The organism is Halorarum sp. SLYT50 (genome assembly GCF_059821265.1).
Genome location: NZ_CM187555.1, coordinates 211,654 through 227,502, shown reverse-complemented (window position 1 = coordinate 227,502; position 15,849 = coordinate 211,654). Strand labels below are relative to the sequence as shown.

Annotated in this window: 15 protein-coding genes; 8 read left to right on the top strand and 7 right to left on the bottom strand. The window is 71.6% G+C overall.

The features are described from left to right. Positions 1 to 30 precede the first annotated feature (30 nt). Positions 31 to 1,359 carry an alpha-galactosidase gene (gene melA, locus AC6RUA_RS01195; RefSeq protein WP_499814135.1) on the bottom strand — a complete coding sequence of 443 codons (1,329 nt, stop codon included), beginning with the start codon at positions 1,357 to 1,359 and terminating at the stop codon, positions 31 to 33. 515 nt (positions 1,360 to 1,874) lie between these two features. Between melA and tenA the strand changes: the two genes are divergently transcribed. Both tenA and thiD read left to right on the top strand, forming a co-directional pair. Further along, positions 1,875 to 2,564 carry a thiaminase II gene (gene tenA, locus AC6RUA_RS01190; RefSeq protein ID WP_499814134.1) on the top strand — a complete coding sequence of 230 codons (690 nt, stop codon included), beginning with the start codon at positions 1,875 to 1,877 and terminating at the stop codon, positions 2,562 to 2,564. Continuing rightward, a complete protein-coding gene (gene thiD, locus AC6RUA_RS01185; RefSeq protein WP_499814133.1) occupies positions 2,522 to 3,907 on the top strand; it encodes a bifunctional hydroxymethylpyrimidine kinase/phosphomethylpyrimidine kinase in 1,386 nt (461 codons plus the stop codon). The genes tenA and thiD overlap by 43 nt, the downstream gene beginning before the upstream one ends. 101 nt (positions 3,908 to 4,008) lie before the next feature. Here thiD and AC6RUA_RS01180 read toward each other — a convergent pair whose 3' ends face one another. From AC6RUA_RS01180 to AC6RUA_RS01160, 5 genes are all read right to left on the bottom strand, one after another. After that, positions 4,009 to 4,896, bottom strand: coding sequence for a class I SAM-dependent methyltransferase (locus AC6RUA_RS01180; RefSeq protein WP_499814132.1), 888 nt, complete (start codon positions 4,894 to 4,896; stop codon positions 4,009 to 4,011). Positions 4,897 to 4,900: 4 nt separating this feature from the next. Beyond that, positions 4,901 to 5,278 (bottom strand): 6-pyruvoyl trahydropterin synthase family protein, encoded by a 378-nt coding sequence (locus AC6RUA_RS01175; RefSeq protein ID WP_499814131.1) that lies wholly within the window; start codon positions 5,276 to 5,278, stop codon positions 4,901 to 4,903. Positions 5,279 to 5,359: 81 nt separating this feature from the next. Then, positions 5,360 to 6,358 (bottom strand): zinc-dependent alcohol dehydrogenase, encoded by a 999-nt coding sequence (locus AC6RUA_RS01170; protein ID WP_499814130.1) that lies wholly within the window; start codon positions 6,356 to 6,358, stop codon positions 5,360 to 5,362. An 87-nt stretch (positions 6,359 to 6,445) separates the two neighbouring features. After that, positions 6,446 to 7,276, bottom strand: coding sequence for a CDP-alcohol phosphatidyltransferase family protein (locus tag AC6RUA_RS01165; RefSeq protein WP_499814129.1), 831 nt, complete (start codon positions 7,274 to 7,276; stop codon positions 6,446 to 6,448). Continuing rightward, positions 7,273 to 9,255 carry an aldo/keto reductase gene (locus AC6RUA_RS01160; RefSeq protein WP_499814128.1) on the bottom strand — a complete coding sequence of 661 codons (1,983 nt, stop codon included), beginning with the start codon at positions 9,253 to 9,255 and terminating at the stop codon, positions 7,273 to 7,275. The genes AC6RUA_RS01165 and AC6RUA_RS01160 overlap by 4 nt, the downstream gene beginning before the upstream one ends. A 107-nt stretch (positions 9,256 to 9,362) precedes the next feature. Here AC6RUA_RS01160 and AC6RUA_RS01155 point away from each other — a divergent pair, with 107 nt between their 5' ends. The 5 genes from AC6RUA_RS01155 to AC6RUA_RS01135 all read left to right on the top strand — a co-directional run bounded on the left by AC6RUA_RS01155 (position 9,363) and on the right by AC6RUA_RS01135 (position 13,610). Then, positions 9,363 to 10,505, top strand: a complete 1,143-nt coding sequence (locus tag AC6RUA_RS01155) for a glycosyltransferase (RefSeq protein WP_499814127.1) — start codon at positions 9,363 to 9,365, stop codon at positions 10,503 to 10,505. A 32-nt stretch (positions 10,506 to 10,537) separates the two neighbouring features. Continuing rightward, the gene (locus tag AC6RUA_RS01150) at positions 10,538 to 10,912 is read left to right on the top strand and encodes a DUF7475 family protein (protein ID WP_499814126.1); all 375 of its coding nucleotides are present in this window, start codon (positions 10,538 to 10,540) and stop codon (positions 10,910 to 10,912) included. Positions 10,913 to 10,976: 64 nt separating this feature from the next. Beyond that, the gene (locus AC6RUA_RS01145; protein ID WP_499814125.1) at positions 10,977 to 11,663 is read left to right on the top strand and encodes a hypothetical protein; all 687 of its coding nucleotides are present in this window, start codon (positions 10,977 to 10,979) and stop codon (positions 11,661 to 11,663) included. 75 nt (positions 11,664 to 11,738) lie between these two features. Then, positions 11,739 to 12,392, top strand: coding sequence for a rod-determining factor RdfA (rdfA, locus tag AC6RUA_RS01140; RefSeq protein ID WP_499814124.1), 654 nt, complete (start codon positions 11,739 to 11,741; stop codon positions 12,390 to 12,392). A 195-nt stretch (positions 12,393 to 12,587) separates the two neighbouring features. After that, positions 12,588 to 13,610, top strand: coding sequence for an NAD-dependent epimerase/dehydratase family protein (locus AC6RUA_RS01135; protein WP_499814123.1), 1,023 nt, complete (start codon positions 12,588 to 12,590; stop codon positions 13,608 to 13,610). A gap of 85 nt (positions 13,611 to 13,695) precedes the next feature. Here AC6RUA_RS01135 and AC6RUA_RS01130 read toward each other — a convergent pair whose 3' ends face one another. Then, complete coding sequence (locus AC6RUA_RS01130; RefSeq protein ID WP_499814122.1) at positions 13,696 to 14,691, bottom strand: zinc-dependent alcohol dehydrogenase; 996 nt, start codon at positions 14,689 to 14,691, stop codon at positions 13,696 to 13,698. Positions 14,692 to 14,848: 157 nt separating this feature from the next. Between AC6RUA_RS01130 and AC6RUA_RS01125 the strand changes: the two genes are divergently transcribed. Continuing rightward, entirely contained in the window at positions 14,849 to 15,811 is a 963-nt protein-coding gene (locus AC6RUA_RS01125) for an aldo/keto reductase (RefSeq protein WP_499814121.1), read from the top strand. Positions 15,812 to 15,849: the final 38 nt, after the last annotated feature.

Below are 15,849 nucleotides of genomic sequence, written 5' to 3'. Positions count from 1 at the left end.
TACCGTTCTCTCGGGCCGTTCTCCGCCGTCCTACTCGTCGGCGAGGAGTTCGTCCGGGAGGTACGCGGCGTTGGCCTCCAGCAGGTCGTCGACCATCGCGTCCACCTCCTCGAGCGTGCACGCCGCGGACGTGAGCGGGTCGAGTTTGACCGCGCGCCGGAGCGCCGTCTGGTCGTGGTCGAGCGCCGCCTCGACGGCCAGTTCCTGCACGTCGATGGCCCGCCGGTCGAGCGCGGCGAGTTGCGTCGGGAGGTCACCCACGGAACAGGGGCGGACGCCGGTACCGTCGACCAGGCACGGTACCTCGACGCACGCCTGCGGGCGGAGGTTGGTGATGGCTCGAGTGTGATTGGGGACGTTGATGTTCATCCGCCGGGGGGTACCCGTCTCGATGGAGTGGACGATGCGCGCGCCGTACTCCTCGGAGCGCTCGATGTCCGTGTCCAACTCGTCGGGGTCCACCTCGTCCGCCTCCGCCTGGTAGTCGCACCAGTGGTCGAAGTACGCGCCCGTCTCCATCCAGTCGACGAAGTAGTCCTCGAACTCCTCGTCGACGACGAGCGACTCGATGACGTCCTCGTCCGTCCGGAAGTACGGGACGTACTCGCTCATGTGGTTGCTCGACTCCGTGACGAACCGGCCGAAGTGTCGGAATATCTCGAACCGAACGTTGTCCTGGTCGTACACCCCCTCGTCCGACAGCCCCTCGCGCAGCGCCGGGTAGAGGTCCTCGCCGTCCGTCTCGGCGTGAAGGAACCACGCCATGTGGTTGATGCCGGCGACCCAGTACTCCATCTCGTCGGGGTCGGTGTCCGTGTAGTTCGCGATGGCGTCGACGGTGTGGGGGACCGAGTGGCAGAGGCCCACGACGTCGACGTCCGTCGCCTCGTCGACGGCCCAACAGAGCATCGACATCGGGTTGGTGTAGTTGAGGAGCAACGCGTCGGGACACACCTCCTCCATGTCCGCCGCGATGTCGAGCATCGCCGGGGCGGTCCGGAGCATCCGGAAGATACCGCCCGGGCCGAGCGTGTCGCCCACCGCCTGGTTGACGCCGTACTCCTGTGGGATGCGAATCTCGTTCTCGAACGGTTCCCGTCCGCCGACGTGGATGGTGTTGACGACGTAGTCGGCGCCCTCGAGCGCCTCGCGTCGGTCGGTCGTCGCCTCGACGGTCGCGTCGAGACCGTTCGCCTCGACCATGTTCCGGGCCGCCGTGGCCGTCCGGTCGAGGCGCTCCTCGTCGATGTCCATCAGCGCGATGTCGCTGTCGGACAGTTCCTCGAACGAGAGGATGTCGCCGACGAGGTTGCGAGCGAACACGATGCTGCCGGCCCCGATGAAGGTGACCCGTGTCATACGTTCGTCCACCGATGCGACTACCTTAAATCGACCCATCGACGGGGGGACTCCTCGAACGGACTGTGCGTCCCCCGCTCCTCTCCTCCGGCGCCCGTTCGCCGTGTCGCGCGCTACACGAACCCGAACGCGTGCGGAGATTTCCAAGTTCAAATATGTCCTATATCATACAATATGTGTTATAAATAGGGGCCGACATCGTTCAACCGGTGGAACGACATCGTCATGTACAATAATCGAATTATCGTTTGACAATTGAATTTCTCGCCGGATATCGACGTATTCGGAGATTCTATCGGCCGAAGCTTAGACTATCTGTATAATAGACATTCGAGTATATAACTATGTTCTGACTGGTCGTCCGTCCGGGTCCGGCACGGGTCGACCGTCTCGCTCCGCGCCTCCCCGGACTCGAGGTCGTGACGGTTCGGACGCCGAGGAGACACGATCTCGGGGGATTACTGAGTTGTATTCGTTAGTTATATCTCGGTGGCGACGCACGCACGACCCGACGCATGGCGTTCAGCGACCACCTCCTCGACGCGGGCGCGGACCTCTGGCACGCGCAGAAGAACCACCCGTTCGTCACGGAACTGGCCGACGGAAGCCTAGACGGGGCGGCGTTCCGGACGTGGCTCGAACAGGACTACCGCTACCTGCTCGACTACGCGCGGACGTTCGCGACGCTCGGCGCGAAGGCGCGAGACGAGGCGACGATGGCACACTGCTTCGGGGTGGCGAACGCCATCGTCACCGACGAGATGGACCTCCACCGGTCGCTCGCGGCCGAGTACGGCCTCACGAGCGACGACCTCGCGAGCGTCCGGAAGGCGCCGACGTGCGAGGCGTACACGAACTACCTGCTCCGTACGGCGCGCGAGCGCCCCCTGGCGGTCGGGGCGGCGGCCGTCTACCCGTGCGGACAGGGCTACCTCGACGTGGCCGAACACATGGCCGACCTGGCCGACGACGAACACCGGTACACGCCGTTCGTCGAGAAGTACACGAGCGAGGCGTTCCGCGACTCGGTGGCGTGGATGCGCGCGTTCGTCGACCGCTGTGCGGCGGCGCACCCGTCGCTCCACGACGAGATGACGGACGCGTTCTCCCGGTCCGCGGAACTGGAACACGCCTTCTGGGAGATGGCGTACACGGAGGAGTCGTGGCCGCACGAGCGAGCGACGCGGGCGTCGGGCGAAGCGTGACCGACCCTCCCGTCGCTCTGACGGTGGCCGGGTCCGACAGCGGTGGCGGCGCCGGCGTGCAGGCCGACCTGAAGACGATGGAGGCGCTCGGCGTCTTCGGCACCAGCGCGGTGACGAGCGTCACCGCCCAGAACACGCGGGGCGTCGACGCCGTCGAGGACGTCTCGTCGGACGTGGTGGAGACGCAGGTGCGCGCAGTCGCCGACGACTTCGCCGTCGGTGCCGCGAAGACGGGGATGCTCAGCTCGGCTCCCATCGCCGAATCAGTCGCCGACTGCCTCGCGGACTACGAGTTCCCGCTGGTCGTCGACCCGGTGATGGTCGCACAGAGCGGCGACCGACTGCTCGCCGAGTCGGCCGAGCGGGCGCTCCGCGAGCGACTCCTCCCGCACGCCGCGCTCGCGACGCCGAACGTCCCCGAAGCGGAGGCGCTGACGGGAGTCGCAGTGGAGGGCGTCGAGGGGATGCGCGCCGCCGCCGAAGCCGTCGCCGCCGACGGTCCGGACGCCGTCCTCGTGACCGGCGGCCACCTCGACGGGGACGAACTCGTCGACGTGCTCGTCGTCGACGACGAGGTGCGGACGTTCCGAAAGGAGCGAATCGACACGGCGCACACCCACGGCAGCGGCTGCACTCTCTCGGCGGCTGTCGCCGCGGGACTGGCGGCCGGCGACGACCTGCCGACGGCCGTCGACCGCGCGGAGTCGTTCGTCGACCGGGCCGTCCGCTACGGCCTCGACGTGGGGAGCGGACCCGGCCCCGTCCAGCACCTCGCGGCGCTCCGCGACGACGCCGCGCGCCACGACGCGGTGGAAGCGGTGCGGAACGCCGTCGCCAGGTTCCGGGAGCGCGACGTCTCGGCGCTCGTCCCCGAGGTGGGCCTGAACGTCGCGTTCGCCACCCCGTACCCCACGGGGACGGCCGACGTCGCCGCCGTCGAGGGGCGGCTCCACCGGACGACCGACGGCGTCGCCGCCGCCGGCCCCGTCCGCCTCGGCGCGTCGAGCCACGTCGCCCGCCTCCTGCTCGCGGCGCGGGAGTACGACCCCGCCGTCCGCGGGGCCGTCAACGTCCGCCTCGACGACGCCGTCGCGGACGCCGTGACCGACCGGTTCGACGCCGTCGAGGTGGACCGAACCGCGGAACCCGACGCCGACCCGACCGAGGGCCGCGAGGGGGACACGATGGCGTGGACGGTCGAGCGGGCGATGGTCGGCCGCGAGTCGCTCCCCGGCGCGGTATTCGACCGCGGCGCCGTCGGCAAGGAGGCGATGTGCCGGCTGTTCGCCGACTCCCCGGAACGCCTCACGAATCTGGTTCTCCGGCTCGACGACGCCGTGTAGCGCGGCCAGCGTTCGGACGCTTACCCTCGGTCGTCCCCCCCCCCCTTCCCCCCGACTCTCGCGTCCTCCCCCCGCGTCGGACCGTCTCCCGCTCGGTGCTGTCAGGGGCGTCGGTACAGCAGGTCGTACTGGTGAGCGACGTACGTGAGTTCGCCGTCCGAGAGCTGTCGACGACGAGTCGCCAGCCAGTCGTCGAACTCGGTCTCGTCTCTCCCTCCACGCTCCGTCCCTCCGACCGCGTCGGCCACGAACTCGAGGATGCACCCGAGGAAGTGGCGCTCGTCGGCCGGGTACGCGCCGTCGACCGGGCGGACGATCCAGTCGGCGGCGGCGACCGCGAGCAGGTCGCCGTCGCGCTCGCGGAGGTGGTCGAGCAGGTGACGACCCGCCCGGCTGTCGCGACCGGCGAGCCCGTCGATCTGGGCGTGGTAGGCGTCGACCACCGCGTCGTCGGCCTGGTGGTCCGGCTGGAACAGCGAGACGCCGTCGAAGGTGATCGGCAGGTACGCAAGCCCCCCCGGTCGGAGCGCGCGTTCGACCGCGTCCATCCCGGCGGCGAGCGGAACCAGGTCGAACACCGCCTGCGCGACGAGCAGGTCGGCCGCGTGCTCGGGGAGCGACGTCGTCTCGTCCCCGTCGAGCAGGTCGCCGACGGCGAAGGAGACGCCGAGGCCGGCGACGTCGAACCCCTCCTTCCGACCGTCGGCGCTGGAGCGCTCCCGCACCGAGTAGGTCTCCGCCAACTCCTCCGGGAGCGTCCGACGTGCGTGACGCAGGACGCCCGGGTCGCGGTCGACTCCCCGGTACGTGCCCTCGGTGACGCCCCACCGGAGGAGCGTCGGGAGGAACGACCCCGTGCCCGCGCCGACGTCGACCACGTCGGGTCGCGCCGGGAGTTCGGTCAGCAGACGGTCGCGGACGCGCCGGGACCGTGCGCGCTCGTCGACCGTGCGCTTGCTCTGCAGGTACCGAACGTCGGCGTGGTCCACGGCCTCACAGCTCCCGTTCGTGGGCCGCCCACGCGTCGTCGTCCTCCCACATCCTGACGGTCAGCGCCGTCGCCACCTGGGGCGAGACGCGTTCCTCGACCCGGTCGGCGAAGTGGCGGGCGAACCGCTCGACGCTCGGGTTCGCCCCGTCGAACTCGGGGAGGTCGTTCAGGAGCGCGTCGCGGTACCGCTCCTCGAGGGCGTCGAGCGCGGCGTTCACGGCGTCGATGTCGACGAGGTAGCCGTACTCGCCGAGTTCGGGGCCGTCGAAGCGAACCTCGGCCCGGAAGCGGTGGCTGTGTACCTCCCCCTCCGGACCCGGGTCCGGGACGGTGAGGTAGTGCTGCGCGACGAAGTCACGACCGACCGATAGCGAGTACATACCGTACCGACTCGGGCGCGGGCGGCAAAACACCACGGGACGCACGCGAGCGACCCGCGTCCGACCGACCGGCCGCCCCGCTCACCCCCCGTAGGTGAAGAGGACGCCGATGGCGTCTGGACGCTCCCTGTCGAGCAGCGCGTACGCCCGTGCCGCGTCCTCGAACGGGAGTCGGTGGGTGACGAGGTCCGTCACGTCGAGGTCCCGTAGTCTCTCCCAGGCAACGTCGAGTCGGCGCTCTTTGGTCCACCGGCCACTGAGCGCCGGCGCGACGGTCGACACCTGACTCGAGACTATGGAGAGCCGGTCGCGGTGGAAGTGGTCACCGAGGTCCACGGGGGCCCGCTTCTCGCCGTACCAGGAGCCGACGACGATTCGGCCGGCGTAACCGACGTGGTCGACGGCGTCGTCGAGGGTCGCGGGCGACCCGCTGAGTTCGAGGACCACGTCGGCGTCCCCGTCCAGAGCGTCGGCGGCCGCCGCGGGCGAGAGCGCGTCGTCGACCCCGAACTCGCGGGCGGCCCGCCGACGGGCCGGGACCGGGTCGACGACCGTCAGCCGGGAGAGGGGGAACCGCGAGAGCAGCGCGGCCGTCAGCAGGCCGACGACGCCGGCCCCGAGCACGACGACCCGTTCCCCGAGTCGGGGGTTGGCGTCGTGGACGAGCGTCACCGCCGTCTCGACGTTCGGGAGGAACGGGGCTGCGTCCGTCTCGACGTCGGCGGGGAGCGGGTGGACGGCGGTCGGGTCGGCGACGAAGTGGGTCTCGTGGGGGTTGAACGCGAAGACGCGGCGGCCGAGCCAGGCGTCGTCGACGCCCTCGCCGACGGCGACCACCTCGCCGGTCGCGGTGTACCCGTAGCGGAGCGGGAAGGAGAGGTCGCCCGCGAGCGCGTCGATGGTCTCGTCGGCGGGGAGGTCGGCCGGCGCGTCCCCACGGTAGACGAGCAGTTCGGTGCCGGCACTCACGAGCGACGCGCGCGTCTCGACGAGCACCTCGTCGCGGCCAGGGGTCGGGGTCTCGCACTCCCGCAGTCGGACCTCTCGGGGAGCGACGAAGTACAGCGAACGGGTCGTCACGACCGGCGGGGAGGCCCCGCGGAGCGGTCACGGTCCCTCGCGTCCCGCACGGTACGTCTCATAACCGTGTTTGGTGTCGGCGGACCTTCACTGTTCACCCTCCTCGACCGGAACCGTCCCCGACCCCGGTGCCGGGGAGTGCTCGTCCGGGCGCTCCGGTTCGAGCCGACCCGAGACCACGAGCCAGTCGCGGCCGAAGACGGCCAGCGAGGGGACCATCGCGGCGGTGGCGAGCGGCACCGCCACGGTTCGAGGGAGCACCGGAACCAGCGTCGCGGTGACGACGACCATCTGGAGGGCGGCGAGCGGCCGGCGAACCCGGCTCGGCGGGAGCGGCGCCACGGGCCGCCCGCGGGAGCGCCGGTACGCCTCGCCGCCGCGGAACAGGTACCGGGCGGCGCCGATAGCGAGATACCAGACGGGGAGCCGTCCCCAACTGACGCCGACGAGCGGGACGACGAGGAAGCCGAGCGTGTCGAACGCGAGGTCCAACTTCGCGCCGAGCACGGAGTCCCGACCGGTCCGCCGTGCCACCCACCCGTCGACGTAGTCGAGGGCGGCGCCCACACCGTAACACAGCCCCGGCGCCCACCGGACGCCCTCGACCGGCGGGACGAACAGGAACCCGCCGGCGGCGGCGAACAGCATCCCGCGGACCAGCGTTATCGCGTTCGCCGGTCCCAGCGACTCCCGGAGTCGTCCGTCCGCGTCGTCGTTCCGAGTCAGGTGACGGCGGAGGAACCAGAGTTCGTAGGCGAGTATCCCGGCGGTGACGAGGACCCACTCGGCCCCCGCGTCCCCGCCGGCGGCTCCGCCGACGAGGTGGTACCCGGCGACCGCGAGGCCCGCGCCGAGGGCGCCGGCGAGCGCCCACTCGACGCGCAACCTGGTGCCCGCGGTTCGTGTCTCGCCGCTCATCGGGCGAACTCCGAGTCTGCCAGCCCCGCGATGCGCTCCCGCTCGGCGTCCGTGAGACGGAGCGCCGCCGCGCCGGCGTTCTCGACGACGTGCTCGGGGTCGACGCTCGCCGGGAGGGGAACGACCCCCCGCTCGACGTTCCACGCGAGGACGACCTGTGCCGGGGTGACGTCGTGGGCGTCGGCGACGGACGCCAGCGCCGGTTCGTCGAGCAGTCCGGGCGCCGACAGCGGCGAGTGCGCTAGCACGCGAATCCCCCGCTCGTGGCAGTACGCCACCAACTCGGCCCGCGGGCGGTAGGGGTGCCGCTCCACCTGTACGACGGCGGGCGGGACGCGCGCCGCCGCGAGCAGGTCGTCGAGCGTCTCCCGGTCGACGTTACAGACGCCGAGCGTCCGCGCGAGGCCGTCGTCGTGGAGCGACTCGAGACGCGCCCAGACGTCCGAGAGCGACACGTCCGCGGTCCGTATCTCGCCCGCGTCGTTCCGGGGGAACGTCCGGCGCTCCTGCTCGTCGACCGGATGGTCGGCGAGTTCGCCCAGCGGCCCGGTGTACGCCCACGACTCCGGCCAGTGGAGGGCGTAACAGTCGAACCGGTCGACGCCCAGGCGAGAGAGACTCGCCTCGCAGGCCTCGCGGACGTGGCGGTGGTTCGTGTTCCACACCTTGCCGACGAGGACGAGCGACTCGCGGTCCGGGCTTCCGGGGTCGTCGAGTATCCCTCCGATTCGGCGCTCGTTGCCGTACAGTTCCGCCGAGTCGAAGAGGCGGTAGCCGGCGTCGAGCGCCGCAGTAATCGAGTCGCGCCGGTCGACGTACTCGTCGTCGCGGTAGCGCGAACAGCCGAACCCGACCGGCGGGAGGCGGAGCGCGGCGTCGGCCCCCACTTCGGCCGGTGACGACGCCGGGAACGACGGCGGACTCCGGGCGTCGGGGAGCCCCTCCGGGACGAACCCGCAGTCGTCGACCGGGACCGGACCGCCGCGGTCGGCGGCGCGTTCGACGGCGTTACAGACGGCGACGACGTGCGCGCCCCGCCGGGCGGAGGCGGTCGACGGACGACCCCGCCGGAGCGACTCGGCGAGCGCGGCCGGGCCCGCGAGCGCCGCCGCCTCGCGGGGCGGGCGCTGGAGAGGGACCGGCGTGTACGTCCGTCCGGCGCGAGCGAACGCCACCTCGTGGGCGTCACCCCCGCCGAGACTCCCGGCGTCGGCGAGGTAACACGACCCGTCGTCGCCGTGGAGTTCCAGCCCGTAGAACTCCCTCGTCCGGTGCGGGACGTACGTGCTCGCCGTGAGCCGGGCGAACGGGCCGTCCGCGAGGTCCAGCGTCGCCTCGACGTGGGTGGGTCGGTCGACGTCGACGCCCGCCCGGTCGGGGTAGCGCGTCAGGGCGTCCGCGGCCCGGACGCGGGCGACCGGGCCGAACCACTCGGCCAGGAGCGTGAGGGGGTACACCGCCCCGTCGTAGAGCGGGCCGACGGCGAGGAACGACTCCGGCCGGTCGTGCCAGTCGGTGACGCGACCGACGTGGGCCGTCGCGGTGACGACGCCGACGCGGCCGAGGCTCCCGTCGGCGAGCCGTCGTCCGGCCAGCCGCTGGTGCTCGTTCCGGTGGTTCCGGGGCGCACAGCCGAGCGCGAGGCCCTCCGACTCGGCGAGCGCGACGAGTTCCCGCGCCTCGGCCGCGTCGAGCGCGAGCGGCTTCTCGCTGTAGACGCTCGCGCCGGCGTCGAGACAGGTTCGAGTGACGGCGGCGTGCGCCCCGTGGCTGGCGAGGTTGACGACGAGGTCCGGGTCGGCGGCGGCGACCATCGCCCCCGCGTCGTCGTGCCACGCACAGTCCCGCTCGTCGGCGAACGCGGAGGCCCGACCGGTGTCGCGGTCGGCGACCGCCGCCAACTGCAGGTCGGAATCGTCGTCGAACCCGGCCGCGTAGCGCGCCGCGACCGCCCCGCAGCCAACCAGCCCAACGTGCATGTACTACCCCGGGGCCGGCGGGCGAAAAACCTCCGCTTTGAGGAACCCGTCGAGAGCCACGGGTCGCGCCGCGACAGGGACTTGGTCGTGGCGCCGTAGTCCCCGGTGTGGCTCGCGTCGCCGTCCTCCACAACACGCTCGACCTCCGGGGCGGAGCCGACGTCGTCTGCCTCCACGCCTGTGCCGCGCTCGGAGCGGACCACGAGGTGACGCTGTACACGCTCTCGCGGACGACGCCCGAGGCGCTCGGTCGCCTGTTCGACGTCGACGTGGGGGACGACCTCCGCGTCCGAGCCCCGCCCGGGACGGCGCTCGTGGCAGGGGCGTTCGACGCCGTCGCCGGCCGCGTCGGTCCCCAACTCGCCGCCCGGAGCGTCCTCCTCGACCGGTTCTTCCGCCGCGAAGCGGGCGGGTACGACCTCGCGGTGAGCACCGCGAACGAGTTCGCGCTCCCCCTCCCGTCGGTCCAGTACGTCCACTACCCGCAGTTCCGCCTCGACCGCATCGACGACGGCGGCCGGTTGAACCCGCTCTGGACCCGTCTCGCGGGCGTCTCCCGGCTGGCGGCCGAACGCGACCCCGACTCCGGCGTCGCCGCCGCTCCCGACGCGACTCTGCTCGCCAACTCGTCGTGGACGGCGGACGTGGTCGAACGCCTCTACGGCCGACGACCGGACGTCCTCCACCCGCCGGTCGACCCGGTTCCCGACCCGCTGCCGTGGGCGGAGCGCGAGCGCGGCGTCGTCACCGTCGGTCGACTGGCCCCCGACAAGCGCCCGCTGGACGTCGTTCGCATCGTGGAGCGAGTCCGCGAGCGCGACCACGACCTCCACCTCCACGTCGTCGGGTCCGCGAGCCCGGCGTACCGCGCGTACGCGCGCCGGGTCCGGCGCGCCGCCGCGGAACGCGACTGGGTCCACCTCGAAGACGAGGTCCCGCGCGACCGCCTCGACGACCTCCTCCGCCGCCACCGCTACGGCGTCGCCGCCAAGCCGAACGAACACTTCGGGATGGCCGTCGCCGAGTACGTCGCCGCCGGGATGCTCGCGTTCGCCCCCGACTCCGGCGGGCAGGTGGACGTCCTCGACGGCCGCCCGGAGTCCCTCTTCGGGTCGGTCCCGGAGGGGGCCGACCGCCTCGCGGCCGCCGTCGAACGGGACGCACGCCCGTCGCTCCCCCGCGACCGGTTCGGCAGTGAGCGGTTCCACCGGGCGCTCCGTCGCCGGGTCGCCGGCGCACTGGCGAGGTAGGTTCAAGTCATGTGCGACCGAACCCCGTGGGTATGGGTACCGCGGACGCCACCGGAACGCGGTTCGTACTCCGAACCGACACGCTGACGCCGCTGCACTGGGCGGGAATCGCGCTCGCGGCCCTCTCCGGGGTCGTCCACCTCTGGCTGGGCGTCTCGTTCGCCCCGGAACCCATGGGCGTCGCGTTCCTCGTCGCCGCGCTCGGCTTCTTCGCCGGCATCGCGGGGGTCCTCCTCGACTACCGGCGGCGGCTGCTGTACCTGCTCGGAATCCCGTTCACGCTCGGGCAGATCGTCGTCTGGTACGCCGTCAACGGCCTGAAGCTCGCACCGGTCGACGTGACCGACAAGCTGGCGCAGGTGGTGCTGATCGTCGTCCTCGTCCTCCTCTACCGACGGGCGTCCTGACTGCTCGACAGCGGCAAGTCTTTCGTGCCGGACGGGAGAACGCCCGACGGGTGACAGAGCGCACGTGACCGACCGAGACGGACGAACCGGCGACCGGACCGGCCGCTGGGTCCCGCGGAGCGGTCTCGCGGCGGCGGTCGGCGCCCCGCTCTGGACGGCCGCGCCGTGGATTCGGCTGCTCGTGTTCGGCGACCGTCCGTACGTGGCGACGTGGGTCGACGTCGTCTCCCTCGTCGGGTGGGCGCTGATGGGGGTCGGGCTCGTCGGATTCGCAGCCGCGTTCCGCGGACGCTACGGCCGGCCCGGACGGGTCGGCGTCGCCGCGGCGGCGTCGGGGACGGCCCTCGTCGCCGTCGTGTCGCTCCGGTCGGTACTGGCCTTCGTCGCCGCCGGGTTCCGGCCCGTGCCGGCGACCGGAGAGGACCCGGCCGGACTGGTCCTCACGCTCGCGGTGACGCTGGGACTGGGGTTCACACTCCTCGGCGCCGGCGCCCTCGGCGTCGCGCTTCGACGCCTCGACGACCCGCCGGTCGTCGCGTCCGTCGCGCTCCTGTCGGCGTCGTCGCTCGCCGTGGTCCTCCTCCGGTTCCTCTCGCTGCTCCCGCTCCCGGTCGGCCGTCTCGTCGTGAGCACGAACCTCGTCCTCGTTCCCCTCGGCGTCGGCTGGACGGCGCTCGGCGGCGTCGTCTGGTCCCGGTCTCGACGGACCGAGTCCGGCGGCCGAGCGCCCCCGATGAGAGGCGCCGAATAACGGGTGTAGGGCTGTTATCTCCTCTCTCCGGCCGAACGGCAGGACTAAAGCGGGCGCGGGCCAACACGCGGCACGATGGGCTCCGACGAGACGGACCCGGAAGCGGAGCGGCCGAACAGCAAGGTCGCCCGCCTCATCGCCGAGTACGGGCTGGGGGAGGAGTTAGGCGCGCGGCTCGAGGAACTGTGGACGGGTGAGTCGACGGAGCGGCGGAGTCTCCGGGACCTCGCCCGCCTGTTCAACCTCCGACTCCTCGAGGCCGCGATGGTCGACGCCGGCGTGTCGACGCTCGACGGGGCGGAAGTCGAGAACCGCTACCGACTGCTCACGGACGACGGCGTCAGCAGCGGCGTGCGGACCGAGGTCCGCGGTCGGATGGAGCGCGACGGAATCGACGTCGAGCGGCTCGAACGGGACTTCGTCACGTACCAAGCCGTCAGGACGTACCTCAGGGAGTACCGCGGCGCGCGCTACGACCCGCCGAGCGACGCCGACCGGGTCGAGAAGGCGACCGAGAGCATTCGACGCCTCCGTTCGCGGATGAGGACGGTGACCGAGGGGAACCTCGGGCAGCTCCGGGACACCGGCCACCTGACCCTCGGGGAGTTCCAGCTGTTCGTCGACACGACCGTCCTCTGTGAGGACTGCGGCGCCCAGTACAGCGTCGACGAACTGCTCGACCGCGGCGGGTGCGACTGCGCGTCGTCGAACGGCGGGTCGGACGCGTAGGCGCCGCGGCTCGGGTCCGGGGGTACGCTTCTCCGCTTCCACCTGCGCGGGGTCGTGGACCGGTCGCCCCCGCCCCCTCCGTCCTGCGGTGCGGAACGTGCGCCCAGACGACTCGCCGCGGGTCGCTTCTCGCTCCTCGGTCTCCCTCGGTCGCACCGACCGTGGAGTTATGCCCGTCCCCGGAGACGACCGCCCGTGCACGTACTCATCGTCGGCGGGACCGGTCTCATCAGCACGGGCATCACGCGGCAGTTGGTCGACGCGGGCCACGACGTGACGCTGTTCAACCGCGGGCAGACGGACGCCGACGTCCCGGACTCGGTCGACCGGGTGACGGGCGACCGGACCGAGGCGGGGGCGCTCGACTCGGCGACCGCCGGTCTGGACGTCGACTGCGTCATCGACATGGTGGCGTTCGACCCCGCGGACGTCGAAGGAGCCATCGACGCGTTCGCGGGCCGGGTCGACCAGTACGTCTTCTGTAGCACGGTCGACGTCTACCACCGGCCGGTCGCCGACATGCCAATTGTCGAGTCCGCGCGGCGGGCGCCCCCCGTCAGCGAGTACGGCGCGAACAAGGCCGCCTGCGAGGACCTGCTGTTCGACGCCTACCGGACCGACGGGTTCCCGGCGACCGTCGTCCGCCCGTGGCACACGTACGGCGAGGGCGGTGGACTCATTGACACCCTGAGCAGCGGCACGGCGTACGTCGACCGCCTCCGCGAGGGGAAGCCCATCGTCGTCCACGGCGACGGCACGTCCGTCTGGGCGCCGTGTCACCGCGACGACGTCGCCGCCGCGTTCGTCGCCGCAGTGGGGAACCACGAGGCCATCGGCGAGGCGTACCACACGACGAGCACACAGCCGATGACGTGGAACCAGTACCACCGCCGCGCCGCGGACGCCCTCGACGCGCCCGAACCGGACCTGGTCCACGTGCCGACCGACGTCCTCCGCGAGGCGGTTCCGGACCGGACCGACGGCCTGCTCGACCACTACCGGTTCAGCACCGTCTTCGACAACGCGAAGGCCCGACGCGACCTGGGGTTCGAGCAGACGGTCGGCTGGGAGGAGGGGGTCGAGCGGACCGTCTCCTGGCTCGACGACCGCGACCGCATCGACGACTGGGAGACCGACGAGACGTACGAGCGAGTGGTGGAGGCGTGGCGCGACGCGGAGTCGTCGTTCGTCGAGGCGGTGCGCGGCGAGGAGCGGTAGCCTCGGCGGTCGACCGTCGCCGGGCCCGTACCGCCGCGGGAGCGCCCCGACAGCCGCCTCCGTCGACGGCCGCGTCGTCGGGCCGTCACCACACCAGTCGGACGCCCATCGCGTCGGTGCGGTCCGCCAGCAGCGACTCGTACAGCGCCGGCGCGTCCCCGTGGTCGGCGACGTGCGAGAACAGGTCGTGGACGGCGAGTCGGCCCTGCCGGAGGTACGAGAAGTACAGCCGCGCGTGTCGCGGCTTCGTCCACGGGTTCCCCGGGGTCGCGACCGGCGGGTGCGAGCCCTGGTGTGCGCCGATGACTTCGACGCTGGGCGCGTTGACGTGGTCGTGGAAGTCGAGCGTCGTCTCGCCGTGGGGACTCGACAGCAGGACCAGGCGACCCTGGTCGCGGAGCGCCTCGAACTCGCCCGGAATCGCGTCCGGGTTGCCCGTCACCTCGAGCGCGACGTCCGCGAGACCGCCGGCGGCGTCCCCGACGGCGGCGGCGGGGTCGGTCTCGGTCGGGTCGACGCCGACGACCGCCGGGTCCTCGGGGAGGTACCGGAGTCGTTCCGGGGCGAGGTCGACCCCGACGACCGTCTCGGCGCCCGCGAGCAGACAGAGGCGGACGGCGAACTGTCCGAGGATTCCGAGACCGTAGACGACGACCGTCTCCCCCCAGGCGACGCGTCCGCGGCGCAGTCCGTTCGAGACTATCTGTGCGATGGCGAACGGCGCGGCCTCCTCGTCGCTCACGCCGTCGGGGACGGGGACGCACTCCTCTGCGGTCGGCGTGACGAACGCGGCGTGGGGCGACCAACTCGCGACCCGCACGCCGGGTTCGACGTCGGCCTCCGCGCCGGCCTCGACGACGGTGCCGACGTTGGCGTAACCGGCGACGAACGGGAACGTTCCGTACTCGTCCCAGCGCGACCCCTCGGGATACGCTCCCGAGAGGATGGTGAGTTCGGTTCCGGTACTCACCAGTGACGTGTCCGTCTCGACGAGTACCTCGTCGGCCGCCGGCACGGGCCGCCCGCGGTCCTCGACGGTGACCTCGCGCGCCTCGGGGAAGACGACGGTCGGGTTCTCCATGGGGGTCCTGTTCGCTCCGATTACAAATCCTCTCGGGCTGCGGCGCTCGACGGACCGGTGCGAGGCGACGCGGTGCGCGCGGTCCCGTCGCCCGAACCGGCAACCGACGTGCGACTCGCACACAGTTTTGTGGTTGATGGGAGAACCCGCGAACGAGATGAACTACAGGAATCTCGGAGCGACCGGAACGAAGGTGTCGGAGCTCTGCTTCGGCACGTGGCGGTTCGGGCTGGAGGCCGACGACGGGACAGTCGAGACGACACGCGAGGAGGCGCACGAGTTGCTCGACGCGGCGTGGGACCACGGCATCAACTTCATCGACACCGCCAACGGCTACGGCGGCGGCCAGAGCGAGCGCTGGATCGGCGAGTGGCTCGACGACCACGACCGGGAGGACGTCGTCATCGCGAGCAAGGTGTACTGGGCACAGGAGAGCCGGTTCACCGAGAACCTCTCGCGGAAGAACATCCGGGCCGAGATCGAGGGGACGCTCGAACGGCTCGACACCGACTACATCGACCTCTACTACATCCACCGGTGGGACGACGACACGCCCGTCCGCGAGACGCTCCGCACGCTCTCGAAACTGGTCGAGGAGGGGAAGGTGAACTACCTCGGGGCCTCCTCGATGGCGGCGTGGAAGCTGACGAAGGCGCTGTGGACCAGCGACGTGGACGGACTCGAACGGTTCGACGTGACCCAGCCGCGGTTCAACGCGGCCTACCGCGACCCGGTCGAGGACTTCCTCGACGTCTGTGCCGACCAGGACATCGCGGTCTGTCCGTACTCGCCGCTGGAGGGCGGGTTCCTCACCGGCAAGTACGAGCGCGACGGCGACAACCCCGAGGGGTCGCGCGGCGACCTCCACTCGTGGGAGGGGTTCTCCGAGCGACAGTGGGCCGTGCTCGACGAGGTTCGGTCGGTGGCGGACGACCTGGACGCGACGCCCGCGCAGGTGTCGCTGCGGTGGCTCATCCAGCAGGAGTCGTTCACCTGCGTCCCCATCATCGGCGCGCGGACGACCGACCAGATGGCCGACAACGCCGGCGCGGCCGACATCGAACTGTCCGACGACCAGTACGACCGCATCGCGGCCGCCTACTCGAAGGACGAGAACTGAGCCGCGGTACCGTCTCCGCGTTCGCGACCGTATGCCCG

What these genes read in the sequence shown, in the direction of transcription:
- melA (WP_499814135.1), bottom strand. Translation starts at nt 1,359, where the DNA reads ATGACACGGGTCACCTTCATCGGGGCCGGCAGCATCGTGTTCGCTCGC.
- tenA (WP_499814134.1), top strand. Translation starts at nt 1,875, where the DNA reads ATGGCGTTCAGCGACCACCTCCTCGACGCGGGCGCGGACCTCTGGCAC.
- AC6RUA_RS01175 (WP_499814131.1), bottom strand. Translation starts at nt 5,278, where the DNA reads ATGTACTCGCTATCGGTCGGTCGTGACTTCGTCGCGCAGCACTACCTC.
- AC6RUA_RS01165 (WP_499814129.1), bottom strand. Translation starts at nt 7,276, where the DNA reads ATGAGCGGCGAGACACGAACCGCGGGCACCAGGTTGCGCGTCGAGTGG.
- AC6RUA_RS01160 (WP_499814128.1), bottom strand. Translation starts at nt 9,255, where the DNA reads ATGCACGTTGGGCTGGTTGGCTGCGGGGCGGTCGCGGCGCGCTACGCG.
- AC6RUA_RS01150 (WP_499814126.1), top strand. Translation starts at nt 10,538, where the DNA reads ATGGGTACCGCGGACGCCACCGGAACGCGGTTCGTACTCCGAACCGAC.
- rdfA (WP_499814124.1), top strand. Translation starts at nt 11,739, where the DNA reads ATGGGCTCCGACGAGACGGACCCGGAAGCGGAGCGGCCGAACAGCAAG.
- AC6RUA_RS01130 (WP_499814122.1), bottom strand. Translation starts at nt 14,691, where the DNA reads ATGGAGAACCCGACCGTCGTCTTCCCCGAGGCGCGCGAGGTCACCGTC.
- AC6RUA_RS01125 (WP_499814121.1), top strand. Translation starts at nt 14,849, where the DNA reads ATGAACTACAGGAATCTCGGAGCGACCGGAACGAAGGTGTCGGAGCTC.